Annotated in this window: 20 protein-coding genes, 1 tRNA gene and 1 other RNA gene; 2 read left to right on the top strand and 20 right to left on the bottom strand. The window is 55.2% G+C overall.

What is annotated here, in order from left to right; genetic code table 11:
• Nucleotides 1-47 precede the first annotated feature (47 nt).
• The 12 genes from DPF_RS01040 to lysS all read right to left on the bottom strand — a co-directional run bounded on the left by DPF_RS01040 (nucleotide 48) and on the right by lysS (nucleotide 12,930).
• A complete protein-coding gene (locus DPF_RS01040; protein WP_069857008.1) occupies nucleotides 48-929 on the bottom strand; it encodes a YicC/YloC family endoribonuclease in 882 nt (293 codons plus the stop codon).
• Nucleotides 914-1,483 (bottom strand): DUF4416 family protein, encoded by a 570-nt coding sequence (locus DPF_RS01035; protein WP_069857007.1) that lies wholly within the window; start codon nucleotides 1,481-1,483, stop codon nucleotides 914-916. Before DPF_RS01035 ends, DPF_RS01040 begins: the two co-directional genes overlap by 16 nt.
• Nucleotides 1,483-2,805 (bottom strand): MiaB/RimO family radical SAM methylthiotransferase, encoded by a 1,323-nt coding sequence (locus tag DPF_RS01030; RefSeq protein ID WP_083254380.1) that lies wholly within the window; start codon nucleotides 2,803-2,805, stop codon nucleotides 1,483-1,485. The genes DPF_RS01035 and DPF_RS01030 overlap by 1 nt, the downstream gene beginning before the upstream one ends.
• Nucleotides 2,806-2,861: 56 nt before the next feature.
• A complete protein-coding gene (locus DPF_RS01025; RefSeq protein WP_069857005.1) occupies nucleotides 2,862-3,701 on the bottom strand; it encodes an LpxI family protein in 840 nt (279 codons plus the stop codon).
• A 105-nt stretch (nucleotides 3,702-3,806) separates the two neighbouring features.
• Nucleotides 3,807-4,592: an acyl-ACP--UDP-N-acetylglucosamine O-acyltransferase gene (lpxA, locus tag DPF_RS01020; RefSeq protein ID WP_069857004.1), complete on the bottom strand. Its 786-nt coding sequence runs from the start codon at nucleotides 4,590-4,592 to the stop codon at nucleotides 3,807-3,809.
• Complete coding sequence (gene fabZ, locus DPF_RS01015) at nucleotides 4,592-5,056, bottom strand: 3-hydroxyacyl-ACP dehydratase FabZ (protein WP_069857129.1); 465 nt, start codon at nucleotides 5,054-5,056, stop codon at nucleotides 4,592-4,594. The genes lpxA and fabZ overlap by 1 nt, the downstream gene beginning before the upstream one ends.
• A 46-nt stretch (nucleotides 5,057-5,102) precedes the next feature.
• Nucleotides 5,103-6,149: a UDP-3-O-(3-hydroxymyristoyl)glucosamine N-acyltransferase gene (lpxD, locus tag DPF_RS01010; protein ID WP_069857003.1), complete on the bottom strand. Its 1,047-nt coding sequence runs from the start codon at nucleotides 6,147-6,149 to the stop codon at nucleotides 5,103-5,105.
• A complete protein-coding gene (locus DPF_RS01005; RefSeq protein WP_069857002.1) occupies nucleotides 6,149-6,688 on the bottom strand; it encodes an OmpH/Skp family outer membrane protein in 540 nt (179 codons plus the stop codon). The genes lpxD and DPF_RS01005 overlap by 1 nt, the downstream gene beginning before the upstream one ends.
• 70 nt (nucleotides 6,689-6,758) lie before the next feature.
• Nucleotides 6,759-9,449 (bottom strand): outer membrane protein assembly factor BamA, encoded by a 2,691-nt coding sequence (gene bamA, locus DPF_RS01000; RefSeq protein ID WP_069857001.1) that lies wholly within the window; start codon nucleotides 9,447-9,449, stop codon nucleotides 6,759-6,761.
• Nucleotides 9,439-10,119, bottom strand: coding sequence for an ABC transporter ATP-binding protein (locus DPF_RS00995; RefSeq protein ID WP_069857000.1), 681 nt, complete (start codon nucleotides 10,117-10,119; stop codon nucleotides 9,439-9,441). Before DPF_RS00995 ends, bamA begins: the two co-directional genes overlap by 11 nt.
• Nucleotides 10,112-11,341 carry a lipoprotein-releasing ABC transporter permease subunit gene (locus DPF_RS00990; protein ID WP_069856999.1) on the bottom strand — a complete coding sequence of 410 codons (1,230 nt, stop codon included), beginning with the start codon at nucleotides 11,339-11,341 and terminating at the stop codon, nucleotides 10,112-10,114. Before DPF_RS00990 ends, DPF_RS00995 begins: the two co-directional genes overlap by 8 nt.
• 71 nt (nucleotides 11,342-11,412) lie before the next feature.
• Nucleotides 11,413-12,930 (bottom strand): lysine--tRNA ligase, encoded by a 1,518-nt coding sequence (gene lysS, locus DPF_RS00985; protein ID WP_069856998.1) that lies wholly within the window; start codon nucleotides 12,928-12,930, stop codon nucleotides 11,413-11,415.
• 356 nt (nucleotides 12,931-13,286) lie between these two features.
• On the opposite strand from lysS, the gene DPF_RS00980 reads away from it, so the two are divergent.
• Together DPF_RS00980 and DPF_RS00975 are read left to right on the top strand one after the other, a co-directional pair.
• Nucleotides 13,287-13,901 carry a DUF445 domain-containing protein gene (locus DPF_RS00980; RefSeq protein WP_069856997.1) on the top strand — a complete coding sequence of 205 codons (615 nt, stop codon included), beginning with the start codon at nucleotides 13,287-13,289 and terminating at the stop codon, nucleotides 13,899-13,901.
• Between the two features lie 38 nt (nucleotides 13,902-13,939).
• Nucleotides 13,940-14,167 (top strand): hypothetical protein, encoded by a 228-nt coding sequence (locus DPF_RS00975; protein ID WP_069856996.1) that lies wholly within the window; start codon nucleotides 13,940-13,942, stop codon nucleotides 14,165-14,167.
• Between the two features lie 115 nt (nucleotides 14,168-14,282).
• On the opposite strand, the gene DPF_RS14350 is transcribed toward DPF_RS00975, so the two are convergent.
• The 8 genes from DPF_RS14350 to DPF_RS00940 form a co-directional block, all read right to left on the bottom strand.
• On the bottom strand, nucleotides 14,283-14,408 hold the full coding sequence (locus DPF_RS14350; RefSeq protein ID WP_269433378.1) for a hypothetical protein: 126 nt from the start codon (nucleotides 14,406-14,408) through the stop codon (nucleotides 14,283-14,285).
• Between the two features lie 103 nt (nucleotides 14,409-14,511).
• Nucleotides 14,512-15,435, bottom strand: a complete 924-nt coding sequence (locus DPF_RS00970) for a Tim44 domain-containing protein (protein WP_069856995.1) — start codon at nucleotides 15,433-15,435, stop codon at nucleotides 14,512-14,514.
• 302 nt (nucleotides 15,436-15,737) lie between these two features.
• Nucleotides 15,738-15,833: signal recognition particle sRNA small type (gene ffs, locus DPF_RS00965), an RNA gene on the bottom strand.
• A gap of 40 nt (nucleotides 15,834-15,873) precedes the next feature.
• Nucleotides 15,874-15,966 (bottom strand) — tRNA-Ser (locus DPF_RS00960).
• A gap of 159 nt (nucleotides 15,967-16,125) precedes the next feature.
• Nucleotides 16,126-16,890, bottom strand: a complete 765-nt coding sequence (locus tag DPF_RS00955) for an enoyl-ACP reductase FabI (protein WP_069856994.1) — start codon at nucleotides 16,888-16,890, stop codon at nucleotides 16,126-16,128.
• A 150-nt stretch (nucleotides 16,891-17,040) separates the two neighbouring features.
• Complete coding sequence (locus DPF_RS00950) at nucleotides 17,041-17,937, bottom strand: phosphoribosylaminoimidazolesuccinocarboxamide synthase (RefSeq protein WP_069856993.1); 897 nt, start codon at nucleotides 17,935-17,937, stop codon at nucleotides 17,041-17,043.
• A 142-nt stretch (nucleotides 17,938-18,079) separates the two neighbouring features.
• Nucleotides 18,080-19,393, bottom strand: coding sequence for a histidinol dehydrogenase (hisD, locus tag DPF_RS00945; RefSeq protein ID WP_069856992.1), 1,314 nt, complete (start codon nucleotides 19,391-19,393; stop codon nucleotides 18,080-18,082).
• A gap of 132 nt (nucleotides 19,394-19,525) precedes the next feature.
• Nucleotides 19,526-21,421 (bottom strand): sulfatase-like hydrolase/transferase, encoded by a 1,896-nt coding sequence (locus DPF_RS00940; protein WP_069856991.1) that lies wholly within the window; start codon nucleotides 21,419-21,421, stop codon nucleotides 19,526-19,528.

Below are 21,421 nucleotides of genomic sequence, written 5' to 3'. Positions count from 1 at the left end.
AAAACCTTGTTTGCGAATTATCCTGCGTTGTCCATCCAGGTGATCAGCTATTCCAGATTCTGGACCTGTTCCCGGCATTTCTCCAATTCAGCCTTGAAGGCAACAGTCCTGGCGCCGAGTTCGTGTTTCTGGACCTTGTTCCCACAGGTGTTGATCTCCCGGAAGCATTCCTGAAGAAGAAAGTCGAGTTTGCGGCCCATTTCACCACCAGCGTCAAGGATGCTTTCAATGGCCTTGAGATGGGCATCCAGGCGGGTCAATTCCTCGCTTACATCCAGCTTGTCCGAGAGAATGGCCAGTTCATGGAGCATCCTGGAGTCGTCCACCTGAACATCAACCTGTTCCAGGAGCTGGTTGACGCGTTCTTGGATGAGAACAAAGCGGTCCTTGACGATGTCTTTGGCAACCTCACGAATTTCCAGAACAATGGACTTGAGCACCTGGATGCGGGCCAGCAGATCCTCCCTGAGGGCCTGTCCTTCCCGGGTGCGGCACTGGTTCCAGTCATTGAGGGCGGTGACAAGGCCTGCCTGCACGTCGGAAGCGAACTGGGGATCAAGAACGTTGCCGGAGTCCTTCCAAAGAGAGGGCATGGACAAAAGGGTATTGTAGTCGGGTACAAAGGAATGGCCTTGCTCTTTGGCCAGTTTGTCCAGCTGGCCGAGCATGGCTTGGAGCATGGTCGTATCCAGTTCCAAGCCCAGACGATCCGGGTCGGTGATCTGGATTTTCAGGAACAATTCGACCCGACCGCGGGCGGCCTTTGAACGGATTGTTTTTTCCCATTCTGCAACCGATCCGTACATGGTCTGGGGGATCTTCCATTTGAGATCCAGAAATTTGCCGTTGACGCTTTTGATCTCCCAGCTGATGGACCAATCATCGGTCCTGGTCAGGGAAGAGCCGTATCCGGTCATGCTTTTGGGCATTGGTGCGATTCCTTGGTTTGGCGTTGAGCGCGCACTTGGAGGGTATAAAGAGCGCGTATTCGGGTCAAATGGTCCTTGATGGCTGTTGTGGCATAGTCGGGAAATGTCCACGGCAGATCAACCCAGTTTCCTCGTTGGTAGATGAGGGTCAGGTCGGCCCAGATGCCCGAACAGAGATAGATGCGGTGGGTAAAATTTTTGCCCGTTGCCAGCACCAGCCGTTCCTGGTTCAGGTAGCCGGGATCAAGATTGCAAAGGCGATGTCCCCTTGAGTCCATCCATGCCTTTTCCAGGGAATTGGTCCAGAGCTTGATCGCCGGAAGTTCGTCCATGGGCACAAGCTGTTCAAAGCTGATCAACCGCCTGGTGATGGGTGTTCCGAGTTCCTCATCATAATACGTTGTCTGCGTGAACGGGATCGGTTCGGAAACATGGTCCATGGGCGAGAAACGTTTTTCCAGGGTCTTTTGCAACTCGGGCCAGAACCGGTCCCACTTGGCACTCAAGATGGAGAGCACCGGTTTGGCAGGCAAGGGAATGGCTGGTGTGCTCATCAACGTTCTCCTGGTTTTCCTGGCACGGCCGGGGTCACAAGCAGCCCGTGATCGTTCTGGCCTGTGGGGGTGACGGTGTGCAGGGTTCTGTCCCCGGAGGCAATGAGGCCGGATTCGGTCAGCTGACAGGGGACATAGAATTGACTCATTCCCTTGCGCCCGTTTTCAAAAATGACTTCCAGGGATTCGCGTTGTGCCAGCAGACGGATGAAATCCTGTTTTTTGGCCTGCACGAGGGTGCGGACCCTGGCCGCCCGGAGGGTCCGTTCCTTGTGGGGAACCTGGTCCTCAAAGGAGGCTGCGGCTGTTCCCGGACGCCGGGAATAGGGAAAGACATGGGCATAGGTCAGTGGCAGCCTGCCAAGGCAGTCCAGGGTCTCCTCAAAATGCGTGTCTGTTTCCCCGGGAAATCCGGTAATGATATCTGCTCCCAGGGCAAACACAGGCCATACGCGTCTGAGCCCTTCCACAAACTCCATGACCATCTCGGGCGTGTAATGTCCCCGGCCCATGCGCCGGAGAACGTGGGGGCTGCCGCTTTGCAGCGAAACATGCACATGGGGACAGACCAGGGAAGAGTTGGTGAGCGCCTGCAGACCCTGGGCAGTCAATTCGGAGGGTTCAAGGGAACTGAGCCTGATGCGGGCCTTGGAGCGCCATGTCTGCCCGAACCGTTCCTCAATGCGTTCGAGAAGTTCCCAGAGGTTGGTTCGGGGATGGAGATCTCGGCCAAAGTGGCGCAGGTTGATCCCGCACAGGGAAATTTCGTGGACACCGTTTGTAAACAGCCTGCCGATTTCTTCGAGAATGGCCTGGGGTTCCCGACTGACTGATTTGCCTCGGGTAGAGGGGATGATGCAATAGGTACACCTGTGGGAGCAACCATCCTGGATTTTGACCACGCCTCTGGTTCGCTGGTATCGGGTGATGGAAAAATCCGGATAGGGATCTGCTTGGGCGGGAGCGTCCGTCAATGGGAGCAGCCCCGGGTGGTTGCGCAAGAGATGCTTGTCGGCCTGGGAAACAGCCGCTCGGACGCCATTGAGCCGCGCCAGTTCCGGCAGGGCCTGGACCGCACAGCCGGCCAGAAGAATGGACGCTTCGGGGTTTTTCTGGTGCAGCCTGCGCACATGCCGCTTGAGGTCGGAAATGGCTCGTTCCGTGACCGCGCAGGTATTGATGAAAATGATGTCAGCATGGTCCGGTTCGTCGCACTCGAGCAGCCCCTGTCTTGTCCATGCCTCGCGAATGGATTGGGATTCGTACTGGTTGACCTTGCAACCCTGGGTAAGCATGAAAAACAACTGGCGTGGCATGTTCATGATGGTTGTGTGCAGCGTATAGTCTGGTGGTGAGGATGCGGGTGGCCGGCAACGGATCAGGGCGCAAGTTCCTGCAGTAAACTCTCGTCCATGCCAAGAATCGCTATGTTGTGACGATTGGCCAATTCCAGGGTTTCCTGGGGGCTGAAAAGCAGGCTGGTTTGGGCGTCAACGGCCAGGCAGGTTGCCTGGGCCGTGATCATGCTCCGGATGGTTTCCGGGCCGATGGCTGGCAGGTCGATACGCGCGTCCTGCCCGGGCTTGAAAATCTTGACAACAACGCAGCCCTTTTGGGCCAGGGTTCCGGCTCGAAGGATCGTGGCATTGGTCCCTTCGATGCCTTCAACAGCAATGGTCATCTGTTCTCTGACCACCAGACATTGGCCGATATCTAGGGAGCCAAGGGTCTTGGCAATGGGGCGGGCATACAAAATATCGCGTATTTCCCGTTTGTCGGGTGCCCTGCGGGTCAAAACGCCCCGAGGTGTGGTCAGCTCGGGGAGAAACCGTGTCGCAGAAACGACCTCCATGCCTTCCTTTTCAAACTCCCTGGCCACAGCGCGCAGCAGGGAATCGTCACTCTTGCAGGCCAGGGAGAACAAGACGCGTGCGGCCCGCAGATCAGGGCGGATGGCCAGGGCTCTGGGCTTGTCAATGGGACCGGCAAAAACCACCTGGGAGACTTTGTGCTTTTTGAAAAAGCGGATCAACGCACCCAGCTGGCCCAGTTTGAGCCACGTGAACACATGGGTCGTGGCTGGTGTGTCCCTGGAGGTATCGCTGACAAACCCTGCGCCAATGACCTTAAAGCCCTGCTTTTTGGCATTTTGGGCCACAAGAGCCGGGAAGATTCCGCCACCAGCGACGAGTCCGAGTCGGGGAGAAGGTCGTGTCATGAAAGGTGCAATGGGTGTGACGTTGACCGGTTCCGGCGGGCACGAACCAGGAACCGAAATCGTAAACCGGAAACAATCACCAGAAGCTGGCAGACAACTCGTCAGCTAGGCCGCCGAGGTCACGCCCCGTTGGGAATTCTTGACGAACTCGATAAGATGCTGAATCCGTTCAAGATCGCCGAATTCAGTCAGAACGTCCTTGCATGCCCCCTTGAGATTGCCCTTGGTACGCCAGATGCGCTTGTAGGCCTGCTTGATGGCCTTGAGTTCCTCGGCGGTGAATCCGGCACGTTTAAGGCCGATGAGATTGGGCCCTCTGAGTCGGGCCCTGTCTCCCACAGCCATCATGTACGGGGGAATGTCCTGGGCCACGCCGGTTTTGCCGCCAATAAAGGCGTGGGTCCCGATGCGAACGAATTGGTGCACGGCAGACAGACCGCCAATAATGGCATGTGCGGCCACTTCCACGTGGCCTGCCAGGGTTGCGCCGTTGGACATGATCACGTGGTCTTCCAGCTGGCAGTCATGGGCAATGTGGCAATAGGCCATGACAAAGCAGTCCGAGCCCACGCGGGTGGCGCCGCCACCCCCGGAGGTGCCGCGGTTGATGGTCACGAATTCTCGTACCGTGATCCTGTCACCCATTTCAAGGACGGTTCGTTCTCCCTGATACTTGAGATCCTGAGGAGGGCCCCCGATACTGGCAAAGGAATGGATCTGACAGTCTTCGCCCAGAGTGGTCAATTTCTTGATATGAGCCGATGCTTCAATGACCGAACGGTCACCAATACGGGTATCCTCTTCCACGATGGCAAAAGGACCGACAATCACGTCCTGGCCGATTTCCGCATTTTTGGCAACAATGGCTGATGGATGAATCTCAGTGGCCACTATCCGTCCTCCCTGTCCACAACCGCAGCCGTAAGCAACCCTTCGGCCACTTTTTTCCCTCCAACCTTGGCAACGCCCTGAATTTTCCACAGGTTGAGTTTGTGTTTGAGGTATTTGACCTCCAGGTGAAGCAGGTCTCCGGGAAAGACGGATTGTCTGAATCGTACCTTTTCAATGCCCGTGAACAGAAAAATCTTGTCCTGCATCTGCTGGGGAATGGATTTGACCACAAGGATGCCGCCTGTCTGGGCCAGTGCCTCAAGAATGAGAACCCCGGGCATGACGGGATAGGCCGGAAAATGGCCCTGGAAAAAAGGTTCGTTCAGGGTCACTCCCTTGACGGCCTTGATGTGGTCCAGGGGGGCAAATTCCAGAACCCTGTCCACCAGAAGAAACGGATACCGGTGGGGCAACAGGTCCAGGATATCCTTGCTCACAATTTCGCCGAGTGCTGGTTGTTTCATGATGGGTCCCACGTGACAACTTGGAGGTGATGAAAAAAGGGAAGGTTCATGTGCCTGACGGATTGTCTTGCTGGCATGCTTCACGCAGTCGGGCCAGTTCCTTTTCCAGCCTTCGGAGACGTTTGGACATCTCCGGAAGTTTGGGAATGGTGGCCACGGTTTTGAGATATTGCCTGTATTCAATGGAGGGCAGACCACCGCCCAGGTCGGTCCCGGGGGGCACGGATGCGTGGATGCCGCCCTTGGCAGCAACCCGGCAGCCATCCCCAATGGTCAGATGACCGGCAACTCCCACCTGACCGGCAAGTACCACGTTCTTTCCCAGGTTGGCGCTACCGGCAATACCCACCTGGGCCACGATGATGGAATTTTCCCCCACCTGAACATTATGGCCGATCTGAACAAGGTTATCTATTTTTGTTCCCCTGCCGATCCTGGTTTCACCCAGGGCGGCCCGATCGATGGTCGTGTTGGCCCCGATTTCCACATTATCCTCGATGACAACCCGGCCGATCTGGGGGAACTTTTCCAGTCCCTGTGCTGCCTGGGCAAAGCCGAATCCGTCACTGCCAAGGACCACACCGGCATGCAGGATGACCTTGTCTCCCACCAGAGTGCCGTCCATGAGGGTTACCCGGGGATAAATGGTGCAATTTTTGCCGATGCGGCAATCCTCGCCCACATGGACATGGGGGAAAAGCCGGGTTCCTGCGTCCACCTGGGCACCGTCCCCGATATACACAAAGGGCGCGATGGCAACAGAAGGATGTACGGTTGCACCGGGGTGGATAAAAGCCTTGTCGCTTTGGCCGGAAAAGCGACCCAGGGGTTTGGCCATGATCTGAACCAGTCTGGCAAAGTCCAGGTAGGGCTGCGCGCTTACCAGAACAGGACAGGGGGCCAGTTTGGCATGAACTTCATCCGTTATGATGGCCCCGGCCCTTGTCGTGGCTACCTGGTCGGCGTATTTGGGGTTGGCCAGGAAACTGACGTCCTGGGGACCGGCATCAGCAAGGGTGTTTACCCCGGTTATTTCCCGGTCCTGGCCAACAAGAGTCAGCCCGAGGCGTTGAGCAATGTCCGTCAGCAACATTATTTTGCATCCTTGCCCTTGTTGGTGGCACGCCATTCCCGGTTGACCTCGACCAAGATCTCATCGGTGAGATCGGCCTTGGCATCGGCATAGATCAATCCACTGGCCTGGGCATCGGTAATGGTGGTATAGCCCTGCTGTTTGCCGTATTTGGTGATGACCTGGACAATGAGTTTGATGACCGGTTCACTCAGTTTTTGTTCTTCAAGCTTTATTTTGCGCTGGGTGCTGCGATAGAGGTCCTGGAAGTCGCGAACCTTGCGCTTGTAGGCCAGTTCCTTGTCTTCCTTGGCCTCCTGGCTGAGGACATACTCCTGTTTTTGAAGTTCCTCCCGGATGTTCTGGATTTCCTGTTTCTGTTTGTCCATTTTCTCCTTCACATCTTTGAACTTTTCCTGAAGGGTCTTCATGGCTGCCTGGCCGGGTTCGGATGTGGCAATGAGTTTCTGCATGTTGACAACACCAATCTTGGGGCCGGCAGCAAAGGCCGAAGCCGTAAACAGCAGCATGATACAGGTGAGCATAATGGTCTGACGCATTGGGTTCTCCTTTAGTTGTCCATGATACATGATGGTTTGATGGTTGGGTGCTTCTGATGGATCGTGGCGGCTAGAAAAACTGACCCACGGAAAATTCCACTCGGCCACCACCGGAAACGTCATCGTCTTCGTCAAGCCCGTAGCCGTATTCCAGGCGTAGCGGACCCAGGGGCGAGTACCAGCGGATGCCGGCTCCAACGGATTTGTACAGGTCGAAGTCAACGGACTCGTCGTCATCCCAGACATTGCCGGCGTCAAAAAAGACCAGACCCAGGATGCCGATTTCCTTGTTGATGGGGAAGATGTATTCGAAGTTGGTGAAGAACTCCTTGACCCCGCCTTTCTTGTCGTCGCTACCATCGTCATAGCGGGGCGAGATATCCCTTCCCTTGTATCCGCGTACCGAGTTGATTCCTCCAAGATAAAACCGCTCGAACAGGGGAATGTCGTCGTCTCCGTTTTCCATGAGGTATCCGGCCTGGCCATGCCAGTGGAATACCGTACTCCAGAACAGGGGATGATACCAGCTGCTGTCGGCAATATATTTGATGAATTCGTCATCCCCCTGGAGAAGGCCGCCCGAATACTCAACAGACAGGGTGTTCTTGGTTCCCCGGGTGGGGTTGATGCGCCGGTTGGTGGTATCCCGGGTAACGCCCACGTAGGCGGCACTGGCCCAGAAGGTTCCTTCTTCGATCTCATCATGATCGAATTCGTCCTCGTCCAGATCGGAAATGGTATACCGTTCCAATTTGTAGTTCCAGCTCAACCGGGTGTATTCCCCCAGAGGGTACCCGAACATCACCTTGCCGCCAATGGATTTCTTGTCATAATAATCGTCGTAGTCCACGTCGGTGATGTAGGCCTGGGCCCCCAGACCGAGATTGGAGTCCTTGTAATGGGGATTCCAGAAGGTGAGGTCGTATCGGGTGGTCGTGGCTCCGAAGCTGCCGGAAAAGGACGTGTTGTACCCTTTGCCAAAGAGGTTGCGCTCCTGGATGGACGCGGTGAAAAACACCTTGTCCAGGGTGGAGTAGCCTGCCCCGGCGCTGATCATGCCGGTGGATTTCTCCTTGACCTTGACCACCAGATCCATCTGGTCGGGTTCCTTGGTGGGCACGGTTTCAATGGCCACGGTTTCGAAATAGTCCAGCTTGGTCAAGCGGACATTGGAACGGTTCAGCTTGGCTCCGCTGAACAAATTGCCATCGGTCAGACGCATTTCCCGGCGGATGACATTGTCACGAGTCTTGGTATTGCCCTGGATCTTGACCCTTCGGATGTAGACCTTTTTGCCCTTGGTCATGACGTAATTGACATCAAAGGTCTGATTGTCCTCGTTTCTTTTCAGGTCGGCGTTGGCCTCGGCATAGGCATACCCGTAATTGGTATAGAAATCTGCCAGGTTCTGGATGTCGGCCCGCAGTTTGGAACGGTCGAAATACCCGTCTTCCTCGCCAACCAGGTCGTCCAACTGGCAGACCTTGAACAGGGTTTCCTCGTCAATAATGAGGTCTCCGGAAAAGGTCACCTTGCCCACCTTGTACCGCTTGCCTTCATTGATTTTGAAGGTGATGTAGATGCCGTCTTCCTTGTATTCCACTTCGGGCTGACCCACCTTGGCGTCCATGAATCCCCGGTTGCCGTAATAGGCCTCAATGGCTGCGGCATCCCGGTCCAGGAGTTCCTCCTTGAGAACACCGGATCCGGTGAGCCAGGAGAACATGCCTCGGGTGGAAAGGGCCAGTTCGTCTTCAATATCGTCGGGATCAAGCTGGTTGGCCCCCTGGATGATGATTTTTTCAATATACAGCTTCTTGCCTTCATCAATGGTGATATTCAGCCGGGCGCGGCCGAGTTCGGAAGATTCCAGTTTGTAGCTGACCTTGGCGTTGTAAAATCCCTTTTTGCGGTAGAGGTCCCTGATCTTGTCCATGTCCTCCACCAGGACCTTGGGATTGAGGACTGAACCGGTCTTGCTGCTCATGACTTCGATGATGTCGTCTTCATCCAGTTCCTTGGCTCCCACAACACCGATGGCCTGGATGAGGGGTTTTTCCTTGACCTCAAAGGTGAGTTCCTTGCCGTCCATGGTATCTGCGGTCTTGACCCGGACATCATCAAAATAGCCCAGTTCGAAAAGGCGCTTGACCTCCTGGTTGATCTCCTTGGGATCGTAGATGTCTCCCTTCTGGATATGCAGCCGCATGAGAACAACATCCTTTTCCAGGATCTGGGTGCCTTCAACCTTGATGGCAGCGATCTTTTCCTGGCTCAAGAGTTCCTGGCTGATCTTTTCCGCCAGTTCGTCAATGGCCGGCAAAAGATTGATCAGCCCCTCCTTGACCACGAACAGGGCCTTGGTTTCCTTGAGACCAAAGGCCTCCACCAGACGAACGTCCAGACTCAGGCTCTCGCCGATCTGGCTGAAACTTCCGTAGACCGCGTATTGGGCATTGCTGAGCAGGGCCAGGTCTCTGGCGGTTTGCAGATCCAGCTCGGTAACCTGCTGGTCTTCAATGATCCGGTCCAACTCCTGCTGGTTCACCGTGGGGATCTCCAGTTCCTCGAGTTTTTGACTGAGCATTTCCGGAAGACTTTCATTGAGATAGGCAAGTTCCGGGGAGGCGTTGATCTGAAAGGGAAGGATCGCCAGTTTGACGGTTTTCTTGGCAAAGGCCGACGGAACCACGAGTATCCCCAGAACCAGTATGGCTCCTGCAAGGTACAAGAACTTCAAGGATGGGCATCTATTGTTCATAGAGTTCTCCAGAACGTAAAACCAGTTGACGGTCCATATGCTGGGCAAGACCGGTATTGTGCGTCACAACGACCAGGGTGGTTTGCAGGGTTTGATTCAATTGAAGCAACAGGTGCTCAACGGTTTCTGCTGTTTTTTCATCAAGATTGCCAGTGGGTTCGTCGGCCAGGATGACCTGCGGATTCATGACCAGGGCCCTTGCAATGCTTGCGCGTTGGCGTTCGCCACCAGAGAGGGTGGTCACCTTGTGATCAAGACGGTGCGCGAGTCCCACAAGGTCCAGAGCGTTGCGGGCCGCATCCATGGCTCGGGATTTGGACTGGCCGGCAACCATTCCCGGCATGGCCACGTTTTCCAGGGTGTTGAATTCCGGAAGGAGATGGTGGAACTGGAAAACAAATCCTATTTCCCGATTTCTGGTGTGCGCCCGTTGTTGTTCGTCCAGGTCCTTGAGGTTGCGGCCCTGGAAAAAAATGTCGCCGCTGGTGGGCGTATCCAGTGTGCCCAGAATGTGCAGCAGGGTGCTTTTTCCCGAGCCAGATGCCCCCAGGATGGCCAAAGACTGCCCTTTGAGGATGGTCAGATCAATGCCCTTGAGGACAGTCAGCTTTTCGGCTGGTCCCTGATAGGTCTTGCCAATGGAGGTAAGGCGGTAAAGGGAATCACTCATAGCGCAACGCCTCGGCAGGTTCCATGCGTGAGGCCTGACGGGCCGGATAAATGGTGGCCAAAAAGCACAATGCCATGGCCGCTACCCCGATGAGGGTCAGGTCCATCCATTCGAGTCTGATGGGAATGTGGTCCAGATAATAGACATCGGCAGGCAGTTTGATGAACTGGTATTTCTTGAGAAGAAGACTGATGCCGATCCCCAGGACATATCCGAGAACGGTTCCGATGAATCCGATGATGGTCCCCTGAAGAATGAAGATGTTCCGGATGTTTTTCCGGGTTGCTCCCAGGGACATGAGCACGGCAATGTCCCTGGTCTTTTCCATGACCATCATGATCAAAGTGGTTACAATGCTGAAGGATCCCACCAGGACAATCATGATGAGGATGATGCCCATGGCTGTCTTTTCAAGCTGCAGGGCGGAAAAGAGATTCTTGTTCATCTCGATCCAGTTGCGCACGTACAGGGGAAAACCACCCAAAGCGTCCAGGACCTGTTTGCTCAGCTTCTGTACCCCGTATACGTCGTACACTTTGAGCTCGATGCCGGTGACCAGATCTTCGTTCATGCCCAGAAGTTTCTGGGCCGCAGGGATGGATACGTAGGCAAGGGACGAGTCGTACTCAAAGACCTCTGTGGCAAAGATGCCGCAGACCTCAAAGGTCATGATCTTGGGGCTGAATCCTGCCGCTGTTTTTTTGCCGGCCGGTGACATGATGTTCACCCGGCTGCCCATGGTCAGGCCGAGCCCCTTGGCCAGTTCCTTGCCCACAATGACTCCGGGAAATCCCTTGTCCCTGCCCAGGGCCTGGATGCTTCCCTTTTGCAGATCCTTGCCAATGCTCAGGACGGAACCTGCCGATTGAGGGTCAATCCCCCGGAGCACGGCACCTTTGGCGCCGCCAGGCGCACTGAGAATGACTTCGCTGTAGATAAAGGGGGTGGCGCTTCTGACTCCGTCAACAGAGCGGGCCTTGGCCACCAGCTGGTCATAATGGGCAAAGCCTTTTTCCAGACTTCCCACAATGACGTGGGCGTTTATTCCCAGGATCTTGTCCCGCAGATTTTCGCTAAAACCGGTCATCACCCCGAGGACAATGATCAAGGCAGCCACGCCGAGCCCCACCCCCAGGATGGAAATGAGGGAAATGACGGATATGAAGGCCTGCTGCCGTTTGGCGATCAGGTAGCGTAGGGCTATGAACAGTTCAAGGCGCATGAGTGATGGGCTGTGATCTTCCTTGGCGACACAACATGACGGGTCGCTTTTTCAGGTCGATGTGGCGGATCCTAGTCCTTGCCGGTGGCTTCGGGGCGCAGCAGGGGAAAGAGAATGACTTCGCGGATGGAGGAGGAATCCGTAAGGAGCATGACCAGACGATCAATGCCGATCCCCTGGCCGGCAGCCGAAGGCATGCCGTATTCCAGGGCGCGGACATAGTCGTCGTCCATGCGATGGGCCTCGTCATCTCCGGCTTCCTTTTCCTTGACCTGTTCGGCAAAACGGTCGCGCTGGTCAAAGGGATTGTTCAATTCGGAAAAGGCATTGGCCATTTCATGCCCTGTGATGAACAGCTCGTACCGGTCGGTAATGGACGGATCCTTTTCGTTGCGTCTGGCCAAAGGCGAGATGTCTGTTGGATAATGGTAGATGAAATGGGGCTGAATGAGCTTGGGTTCCACGAGGATATCAAACAGCTTTGCCTGCAGTTTGCCGAGCTTTTCCCCCACCTGGGCATTCTCCCCCAGTTTCTGGACCAAGGCCTTGGCCGTGTCGTAATCCCCGTATTGCTGGGGAGTAAGTCCGCCGATTTTTTCCAGGGAATCGTAAAAGGTCATCCTGGTCCATGGCTTGCCCAATTCAATGGGTGTTCCCTGGTACTCCACGGTGGTATCACCGGTGACTTCCTTGGCCAGGGTGCAAAAGAGTTCCTCGGTCAGATCCATGAGATCATTGAAATCGGCATATGCCCAGTAGAATTCGATCATAGTGAATTCCGGGTTATGCTGGGTATCAATGCCCTCATTGCGGAAATTTCTGTTGATTTCGTAGACCTTTTCGAATCCGCCGACCAGAAGGCGTTTCAGATAGAGCTCCGGAGCGATACGCATGTACAGCTTCATGTCCAGGGCGTTGTGAAAGGTCTCAAAGGGGCGGGCCGTTGCTCCGCCCGGAATGGCCTGCATCATGGGGGTTTCCACTTCCAGAAAGCCGCGGGCGTCGAAAAAGTTGCGCAAGGAGCGCACAATGGCCGTGCGTTTCAGAAAAATATCCTTGGCCCTGGGATTGACGATCAGGTCCACATAGCGTTGCCGATATCTGGTTTCCACATCCTTGAGGCCGTGGAATTTTTCCGGAAGAGGGCGCATGGACTTGGTGATCAGACAAATGGACACGGCCTTGACGGTCAGCTCACCCGTCCTGGTTCGAAAAATCCCGCCTCGTACGCCGACAATGTCGCCGATGTCGAATTTCTTGAAAATTTTGTACTCACTGACTCCCAAAGCATCCCGCTGGGCGCAGACCTGAATGGAACCGGATCGGTCCATGAGATGAAAAAAGGTGATTTTGCCAAAGGAACGCAGGCTGACGATACGTCCGGCCAGAGCAAACTCTTCTCCTGCCTTGTCGAGGGTTGCCTCGTCCTCCACGGCCCCATACTGATCAAAGATGTCGGAAACGTGGGTGGTTCTGCGGAAGGTGTTGGAATACAGTGGTACGCCGGCTTCCTCAAGGAACGCGGCTTTTTCCTTGCGATGGCGAAGGACCTGGTTCTCGTTGGGAGCAGTGGTGGTGTTCTTGCTCAACGCTCGTTCTCCGTAATGACTGGGTACAATGAAAAAGAGCCACTTGACGTGGTCCTGCCACGGTTCAAGGGCCTGAATGGAATGTGATCGATGTGATTCTGGGGGTCGGGTCAGGAACCATCCTGGTTGCAGGTGGCTGTCTCAATGGATGGTGATCGCCCTCGGCACAGAAAAGTGTGCGTATTGCAAATCCCCGGGGCCGTCAAGAAAACTGCAGGTCACCGGGTTCCATCGTCTTGACTTTGCCGGTGGCATCGGCAAGAAAAATCATCCTCGTTCGGCAGGAGAGGTTCGCCCTGGATCATGGGAACCCTGACGAGCGGTGTAGTTGGGTTCAAATAAGGAGATGGTTTTTCATGAAATGGATGATGTTTGTTGCCGCACCTGTCATTTGTGCGTTTATCGGTTGGCTGACCAATTATCTGGCCGTGAAGATGCTCTTTCACCCGCGAAAGCCCATCAAGATTTTTTCGTTGACCATTCAGGGCATTTTTCCCAAGCGCAAGAAGGCCCTGGCGGCCAATCTGGCCATGATGGTTCAGGATAATCTTATCTCGGAAAAGGATGTTGCCGCAGTGATCGACTCCCCGGAATTTGCCGCAACTTTCAGGGAGATGATTCAGGAAGGTCTGGAGACCTTTGTTCGGGAAAAACTCGTGGGCATCCATCCCATGGTCGGCATGTTCCTGAACGACGAAACCATGGAAAAGATACGCGGCCTGCTGGCCAGCCAATTGGATGAGATCGTGCCTCAATTTCTCAAGAGAGGAGCTCAGGAAGTGGAAGACCGGTTTGATGTGGCCAGGCTGGTTCGGGAGAAAGTGGAAGGCTTTTCCATGGATCAGCTGGAACTGCTTCTTGTTTCCATCATGCAAAAGGAGTTTCGGTTTATCGAGCTGGTGGGCGCTGTTTTGGGGTTTGTAATCGGTATTTTTCAATCGCTGTTTTTTCTGCTAGGTGGAAGCCTCTAGATCTGTCGACATTTATCTGCACGAGGTAGTTTGTTTTCATGATTCTGAACGCCAGCCAGTTGAGCGCCCTGCGGCAGCGCAATGATGAAGAGCTCCGCAAGGGCAAATATGCCAAATACGGTTATCCTGCCCATACCATTCAGGATCTCCTGCAGACCGTGGAGGCTATCAAGAAGGAAAAGAAAAAATGGCAACGGTTGGCCCAGGAACGGGGACAAACCCTTCGCAGGATTCGCGATTTGGCCAACATGATGGAAGAGCGATAGCCCCTTTGCAAGAACGCATGATGGGAGAGAGGTTCTGCTTCTTCGTGGCAAGGCGCAGAAGTCATACCAGACACAAAGGCCTGCAACAGCGTATGCTGTTGCAGGCCTTTATCTTTCAATTTGTTTCCGGCGTATCAAGGGGCTTGTCCGGGGGTGACGGCTGGTTCGAATCCGTTGAAGATGCCGCATCCTGGCACATGGCTTCTTTGTAGGCTTCGATTTCGTCTCGATACATGGCCATGGGAACATCCATGTGGCAGGACCTGCACACGACGCGTCCCCGGGCTCAGGTCCCCTGGATTTCGGCGGGTCCGCCACAGAAAATGCATGTGAGCTCGGCCATATCAGTTCTCAAGCTGCTGAATGCCTTCCAGGACCCAGTTGTCACCGGATTTGTTTTCGTACTTGCTGAAATGCCAGATTTCGCGAACCTGTTCGGTGGCCTGGCTGGACGGATCTTCGCGCATGATCACATCAAAATGAACCGTGGCCACGGTTTGATTGCCAATGGTTTTCACTTCGAGAAGCTCACCGTTGAGAAGCAGGATTTCCGTGGTACTGGGCGTGGGATCGTTTTTGTACTGCTCTTCAATAAACCGGTATACTTCCGGGGAGGTGAAGGTGCGGATGTCATCAAGATCCCGTTTGTCCCAGGAGTTCTGCAAGCGCTGATACACGGCTTTGGCTCCTTTCATGAAATCTTCCTGGTCAAAATCGGGAGGAATGGCGACCGAGGAAGAAGATGTACCGGATGGGGTACTCCCTCCTGTCTGCAGATTGTCCCATGCCGAAGTTTCGGAGGCAGAACCGTCACGGGTATGATAGGAGGAGGTGTCCATGGTATAGGGGGAACCGCCGGACGAGGTGGCGCCCACTGATGCCTCCCGCCGTTTGCGCAGAAAGCGCATCAAAAGGAAGATACCCCCTCCGATGAGAAGCAGGTCAAGGAGATTGGGGCCCATGAAATGGCCGCCACCAAAGAGAGAGCCCAGCAAACCGCCCATGAGCATGCCGCCCAGAAGGCCGCCAAACATGCCGCCCCAGCGACTTCGGTTGGGGGCCTGGCCGACACGGCCCGCCCGGGTGTTTTGCTGTTGTCCGAAACTCTTGGAAGGCATGGGTCGGGAATAGCTCTTGGAATAGGACGACCGTCCTCCAAAGGACCGGCCTCCTCCAAACCGTTTGGCTTCGGCCGTTTGGACCATGGCCATGACGGTGAGGACAACGAGCATGATCGGAAGCAGGATGAGGATATGCTTGAGACGCATGAAGACTCTCCTTGTTGCAGGATAGGTTGGCTAATGCAGGTCCCCAAGGCATGTGCAAGCGCTATGAAGTGTTACCATTTCTGCGCGTTGCAGCAAGGAAATGCCCACCGCGTTGGTGCAAAGCGTGAGACGTTGCTGTCAGTTGTAACGGCCCAGATCCCTGCCCGGGCCGGAACGATCACGGCAAGCAACCAACAGGATTGAAAGCAGGAGACGAACGAAAATATCAGATAAGGAGGAATCGGAAGACGTCAAGGCGAATTCTCCCCTATACACGAACAGGGACGTCTCGAAAGACGCCCCTGTTAGAGAAGCCGGGCACCCAGAAGTAACTGTTACCGCTGCTCCCTCTCGGGCCTGACGGGGTTGGCAGCACCCCTGCCGCCCGACTTCACTCTGTGCTTGGGGATTCAATGAAGGAGAACATCAAGAAAAAAATGGCGGAGAGGAGAGGATTCGAACCTCCGGTACCCGGTTAGGGTACACACACTTTCCAGGCGTGCGCCTTCAGCCAGACTCGGCCACCTCTCCGCAACGGAAATGAGGAACTATCCAAAACCGATTCCCTTGGCAAGAAAAAAATCGCAAGAATCGCGATTTTTTTTGATGCTTCCGTTTTCAGGTCCGTTACCCGGATGGCGTCATGCCCGGCACGTTGCGCATGCCGCCATCCGGGTATGGCTTGTCGGGTCAGATTCCCATGATGTTGTATCCGGAGTCCACATAAATGATTTCGCCTGTTGTCCCGGAGGACAGATCCGAGGCCAGATACAAGGCCGCCTTGCCCACGTCGTTTTGGGTGACGTTGCGGTGCAGGGGAGCACGTTCCTCAATGGTGTGCAAAATGGTCTTGAACCCGGAGATGCCCGAGGACGCCAGGGTTTTGATGGGTCCGGCACTCAGGGCATTGATCCTGATACCCTTTTCTCCGAGATCCGCGGCCAGATAGCGGACGCATGCCTCAAGGGTTGCCTTGGCAACACCCATGACATTGTAGTTGGTGATCACCTTTTCCGATCCATAGTAGGTCATGGCCATGACCGATCCGCCCTGGTTCATCATGGGTTCAAAGGCCTTGCACAGGCTGACCAGGGAATAGGCCGAGATATTCTGGGCCAACAAAAAACCGTCCCTGGAGGTGTCAATGAATCTGCCCTTGAGATCGTCCCGATTGGCAAAGGCCACCGAGTGGACCAGGATGTCAATATCGCCCCAGTGGTCACGGACGGTATCTGCACATCTGGTCACATCCTCATCGCTGGTGACATCGCATTGAACCAGAAAGTCGGCGCCAAGTTCTTCACCTATGGGATCAATGCGTTTTTTAATGGCTTCGCCGGCATAGCTGAAGGCCAGCCTGGCTCCCTGCTGTTTCATCTGGGAAGCTATGCCGTAGGCGATGCTTCTCTCGTTGGCGATTCCAAATATAAGGGCTTTTTTGCCTTGTAAAAGCATGGGTTGTTCCTCGTGAATGCGCATGGCAGGTTGAGTGACTGTTCAGTAAATGGTGCTCTGAAAATCCGGAGACAGTCTGGCCATCTCCGGATTTTCAGGTTTTCGGATCTGCATCTAACGTGTGGATATCAGAGTTCAGCACGCTCTGCTCTACAGGTCAAGTTTGCGGCCGGTCAGCAACCGAAAGGCTTCGAAATATTTGTCCTGGGTCCTGGCAATGACTTCCTTGGGCAGGGTTGGGGGAGGCGGGGTTTTGGCCCAGCCGGTTCCTGCCAGCCAGTCCCGCAGAAATTGTTTGTCAAAACTCGGCTGTCCCTTGCCTGGTTCGTATCCCTGGACGGGCCAGAATCTGGAGGAGTCCGGGGTCAGCACCTCGTCGATGAGCAGGAGTTCCTTGCCCTGCAGGCCGAACTCGAACTTGGTATCCGCGATGATGATATCCCTTTCACGGGCGTAGGCCGAGGCCTGTTCATAGATGGACAGGACAACGTTTTCCACTTTTTTGACCAGGTCTTCGCCAGCCAGTTCCCGGGCCTTGTCCATAGTGATGTTCTGGTCGTGCTCTCCCAGTTCGGCCTTGGTGGATGGCGTGAACAGGGGCTTGGGAAGTTGCTGGGATTCCATGAGATGGGCGGGGAGCTCGTATCCGCAGACCTTGCCGGATTGCTGGTAGTCCTTCCATCCGGAACCGGTGATGTAGCCGCGGACAATGCATTCGATGGGCAGGGGCTTGGCCTTCTTGACCAGGACGGAACGACCTTCGAGCTGGTCGGCATACGGTGCCAGGTCGGCGGGGAAGTCCCTGACGTCCGTTGCCAGAAGATGGTTGGCAATGATGTCCTTGAATTTTTCCATCCAGAAGATGGTGATCTGATTGAGGACAACGCCCTTGTAGGGAATGGGCTCGTTCATGATCACGTCAAAGGCGCTCATGCGATCCGTGGTCACGATGAGCAGGGTGGATGCATCAATGGCATAGATGTCGCGCACCTTGCCGCGGGAGACAAGGGGGTATTCCTTGATATCTGTCTGGGTAACGATTTGCATGAATGGCCTCGGAGAGGAAGATGTTTGAGGTTGTACGTTTACGGTTTCAAAAAGAGGAACCAGGAAAAAGAATAATGGGATATGGGCCGGTCACCAGGCTGGCAAAAGACTCCTCCTGTCTTCTGTTTCCTGTTTTCGTTTCTTATCGCATAGGGCGCATCCTGCGCTCCATGCTGCGGGCATGGGCTTCGAGCTGTTCCATGCGGGCAAGGCGGGCGATTTTTTCACCGTGTTCTTGGATATAGCTGTCGCTGGCCGCGATGATGCTTGTTTTTTTGCAAAAGGTGTCCACGGAAAGGGCCGAGGAGAATCGGGCCGTGGAGAGCGTAGGCAGAACGTGGTTGGGTCCGGCAAAATAATCGCCAACCGGTTCTGGCGTGTGATGGCCCATGAACACGGCTCCCGCGTTTTTGACCTTGCCAAGCAGGGACCAGGGATCGTCCACACAGAGTTCAAAATGTTCCGGAGCTATCTTGTTGACCAGTTCCAGTCCCGTGTCCATGTCCGGTACCAGGATGCAGGCACTCCAGTCCTTCAGGCATGACGCTGCAATGTCATGACGCGGCAGCTCGGCCACCTGGCGGACCAGGGCCTGCCTGGTTTTTTCCAGGATGGTCTTGTCCGGAGAAATGAGAATGGAAGAGGCCAGGGGATCGTGTTCCGCCTGGGAAAGAAGATCAGCGGCCAGCCATTCCGGATGGGCGGACGTATCGGCCAAAATGGCGATTTCACTTGGTCCTGCGATCATGTCGATGCCCACTTCGCCAACCAGAATCCGTTTGGCCGTGGTCACGAAAATGTTGCCTGGTCCGGCAATCACGTCCACCCGGGGAATGGTCTGGGTGCCATACGCCAGAGCCGCAATGGCCCAGGCGCTGCCGGCCCGGAAAATGTGGTCGATTCCCAGGATGTTTGCAGCCGCCAGAATGGACGGATTGAGGGTGCCGTCCTTGCGGGGCGGGGAAACGATTACGATATTCTTGACTCCGGCCACCTGGGCCGGAATGGCATTCATGAGCAGACTGGATATGAGTGGGGTTTCCCCTCCCTTGCCACCGGGAACATAGAGGCCCGCACGATCCACGGCCGAGACCATTTGGCCGAGGATGGTGCCGTTTTCCTGGGTGACCATCCATGATTTTTGTTTCTGATTTTCATGAAAGGATCGGATATTGTCGGCAGCTTCCTGTATGATGGTCTTGTCCCTTTCGGGGACCAGGGCGCAGCCGGCAGCCATTTCCTCGGCAGTGACGGCAATGGCGTCTGGTGAAAATCGGGGACAGTCGAATCGGGACGTGTATTCGGCAAGGGCCTCATCGCCACGGGTTTTGACGGCTTCGAGAATGTCGAGAACCGGTTGTTCCACGGACTGCTTGGGTCCCTTGCGTCCTTCCAGCCATTGGCTGATGGCCGGCCAGGAAGAGGCATCGGTATAGGTGATAGTACGGCAGGGCATGCGGGCTCCTTGGAGAGATCAATGAGGTCGGGTGATTGGGCAACATGGGTGACTTGGGGCACAACAAGCCGCAAAAATAAGCGCGGCATCAGGTGATGTCAATGTATGGTGCGGCTCAGGGCATGAGACCGCTCAGGGGCGATCGCCGAGATCAACCCAGGGCGAGGGAGGTTGAAAGGTGAGAACCTCCCTGGACGTTGGGTAGGCTTCGATTTCCGAGAAAATGGCCTTTTTGAGGGATTCAGGGGCCTGGGGCCAGAGGTTGTGCTGTTCGTGCGGATCGGACGTCATGTCATAGAGATGGTGTTTTTTGCGACCGTTTTCCAAAAGCAGAATGTATTTGTAGTGTCCATACAAGAGGGCAGTTCCCGGGAACATGGCATTGTCCACGTCCTGATAGTTCTGCATGCGGATGATGCGCGGGCCCTGTATGGGCCGGGTCAGGGGCGCACCCAGCAGGGGAGGGGCTTCGGGCGAAGGGGAAAGTCCCAGAATATCCAGCACTGTGGGCATGATGTCGATATTGGAAAGGTATTGGTTCCTGTTGGCCAGCAGACCCTTGTGCATCTCGGCAAAGGCAGGTGATCTGCGCAATGCCCTGGGAATGAGCACCCAACCAGGGACCCGGGCTTCCTCGTTGTAGAAGGTGCGCAAATGCCCCCAATACCCGTGTTCGTTCATGGCTTCGGCGTGATCCGAAGTGGACAGGATGATGGTGTTGTCAAAGCGACCATGCTTTTGGAGAACAGTCACGATTTGTTCAAGATTGGCATCCAGGGCCCGGATGGCTTCCTTGTACCGCGTTTGCACGGGGACCGGAGCCAGCAGGGAGGCCTTGTTCGTGTCGGCATAATAGGGATGGTGGGTCCCAAAGGTGTGAATGACGCCCAGAAAGGTTTCCTCGGGCTGCATGTTCTCGAGAAACCGGTCCAGATAGGCGGGAAGGAAGCGATCACTGATGGACTGGGTCGCCGGCTGGAACGGGTGGCCGCTGTTTTCCGCGCACACGATCATGTCCCAGGACCCGTCGTTGACAAAGCGGTAGACATCCCCCGGCTCGTAGGGCTGGGAGGCGATGAGAAAGGTTTTTGTCCCTGACAGTTGCTTGGCATAATTGGAAAAGATGGGCGCTTTTTCCAGGGCCTGGCCCGATTGAACAGGACTTGTTCCGGTCATCCAGGACGGCAGGGCAATGATGGTCCGTGTGGCCACGGCGTAGAATCGTGGAAAGATGACCCCCTCTTCCCTGGCGAGCAGGGTTGTCAGAAAGGGGGTCAATCCTTTGGGCCCGCCCAAAGCCGGGATGTGGTCGGCCCTCAGGGATTCGTTGAGAATGAGCAGAATGTTGCAGGGTGCCTTGCGGGCAACAGCAGGCAGGTGCGGCCGGTTGGGCCGGGGTAGGGCGCGTCCCGAGTGTTCCTGATCAAAAAGCTGGTCATAGGTGGCGATGCCCAGGTTGAACAGGGCATTCATTTCAGGAAGCAGCGCCCCCGAGGAAACCGTTGTCCGGCTTTGGAAAAGGGGAATGGACGCCAGGAAAAGCAGGATGATCAGCCCCTTTTCCCAGCGGCTTCTTGGCTGTCTGCGGTAATTTTGGGCACTTGACCGGATAAAACGGTAAAAAAGAAGACAAAAAACAAGGAACATGAGGGCACTGGCCAGAGAGATTCTGGACACAATGGAGCCCAGGAAATCGCGGGGGGAGAAAAAAAGGATTCCAAAGGCGGAAATATTTGGCAATATCTTGAAGTACAGGAAAAAACCATAGGATATGGAAATGGTTGCCGTGATCAGGACCGAAACAACAAGGGCCGGAAATCTGCGGGCCTGGTTGGAGGTCCTGCCCTGTATTCTGGCGATGATTTCGCGGTAGAGGAAAAAGGCCCAGACAATGGAAAGTGCATACACGCCGTATTGCACAAGGCCCCATTGGGCAACGGCATCCTTGCGGATGACCAGATCGGTACAAACGTAACAGCCCAGATAGGCGAGCAGTTTGGTGGAGGTGTTTTGACTTTCGGTATGCAT

It is taken from the genome of Desulfoplanes formicivorans, assembly GCF_001748225.1.
In the GTDB taxonomy this organism is placed as follows: domain Bacteria; phylum Desulfobacterota; class Desulfovibrionia; order Desulfovibrionales; family Desulfomicrobiaceae; genus Desulfoplanes; species Desulfoplanes formicivorans.
The sequence above is the reverse complement of the archived record's forward strand: the minus strand, read 5'-3'. Positions and strand labels throughout refer to the sequence as shown.

Bases quoted from the DNA above. Each gene is read 5' to 3' on its own strand.
- DPF_RS01005 (WP_069857002.1), bottom strand. From the start codon at position 6,688: ATGCGTCAGACCATTATGCTCACCTGTATCATGCTGCTGTTTACGGCT.
- bamA (WP_069857001.1), bottom strand. From the start codon at position 9,449: ATGAACAATAGATGCCCATCCTTGAAGTTCTTGTACCTTGCAGGAGCC.
- fabZ (WP_069857129.1), bottom strand. From the start codon at position 5,056: ATGAAACAACCAGCACTCGGCGAAATTGTGAGCAAGGATATCCTGGAC.
- DPF_RS00975 (WP_069856996.1), top strand. From the start codon at position 13,940: ATGATTCTGAACGCCAGCCAGTTGAGCGCCCTGCGGCAGCGCAATGAT.
- DPF_RS00955 (WP_069856994.1), bottom strand. From the start codon at position 16,890: ATGCTTTTACAAGGCAAAAAAGCCCTTATATTTGGAATCGCCAACGAG.
- DPF_RS00980 (WP_069856997.1), top strand. From the start codon at position 13,287: ATGAAATGGATGATGTTTGTTGCCGCACCTGTCATTTGTGCGTTTATC.
- DPF_RS14350 (WP_269433378.1), bottom strand. From the start codon at position 14,408: ATGGCCATGTATCGAGACGAAATCGAAGCCTACAAAGAAGCCATGTGC.
- lpxD (WP_069857003.1), bottom strand. From the start codon at position 6,149: ATGTTGCTGACGGACATTGCTCAACGCCTCGGGCTGACTCTTGTTGGC.
- DPF_RS01040 (WP_069857008.1), bottom strand. From the start codon at position 929: ATGCCCAAAAGCATGACCGGATACGGCTCTTCCCTGACCAGGACCGAT.
- hisD (WP_069856992.1), bottom strand. From the start codon at position 19,393: ATGCCCTGCCGTACTATCACCTATACCGATGCCTCTTCCTGGCCGGCC.
- DPF_RS00940 (WP_069856991.1), bottom strand. From the start codon at position 21,421: ATGCATACCGAAAGTCAAAACACCTCCACCAAACTGCTCGCCTATCTG.
- DPF_RS00990 (WP_069856999.1), bottom strand. From the start codon at position 11,341: ATGCGCCTTGAACTGTTCATAGCCCTACGCTACCTGATCGCCAAACGG.
- DPF_RS01035 (WP_069857007.1), bottom strand. From the start codon at position 1,483: ATGAGCACACCAGCCATTCCCTTGCCTGCCAAACCGGTGCTCTCCATC.
- DPF_RS00995 (WP_069857000.1), bottom strand. From the start codon at position 10,119: ATGAGTGATTCCCTTTACCGCCTTACCTCCATTGGCAAGACCTATCAG.
- DPF_RS01030 (WP_083254380.1), bottom strand. From the start codon at position 2,805: ATGAACATGCCACGCCAGTTGTTTTTCATGCTTACCCAGGGTTGCAAG.
- DPF_RS00950 (WP_069856993.1), bottom strand. From the start codon at position 17,937: ATGCAAATCGTTACCCAGACAGATATCAAGGAATACCCCCTTGTCTCC.
- DPF_RS01025 (WP_069857005.1), bottom strand. From the start codon at position 3,701: ATGACACGACCTTCTCCCCGACTCGGACTCGTCGCTGGTGGCGGAATC.
- DPF_RS00970 (WP_069856995.1), bottom strand. From the start codon at position 15,435: ATGCGTCTCAAGCATATCCTCATCCTGCTTCCGATCATGCTCGTTGTC.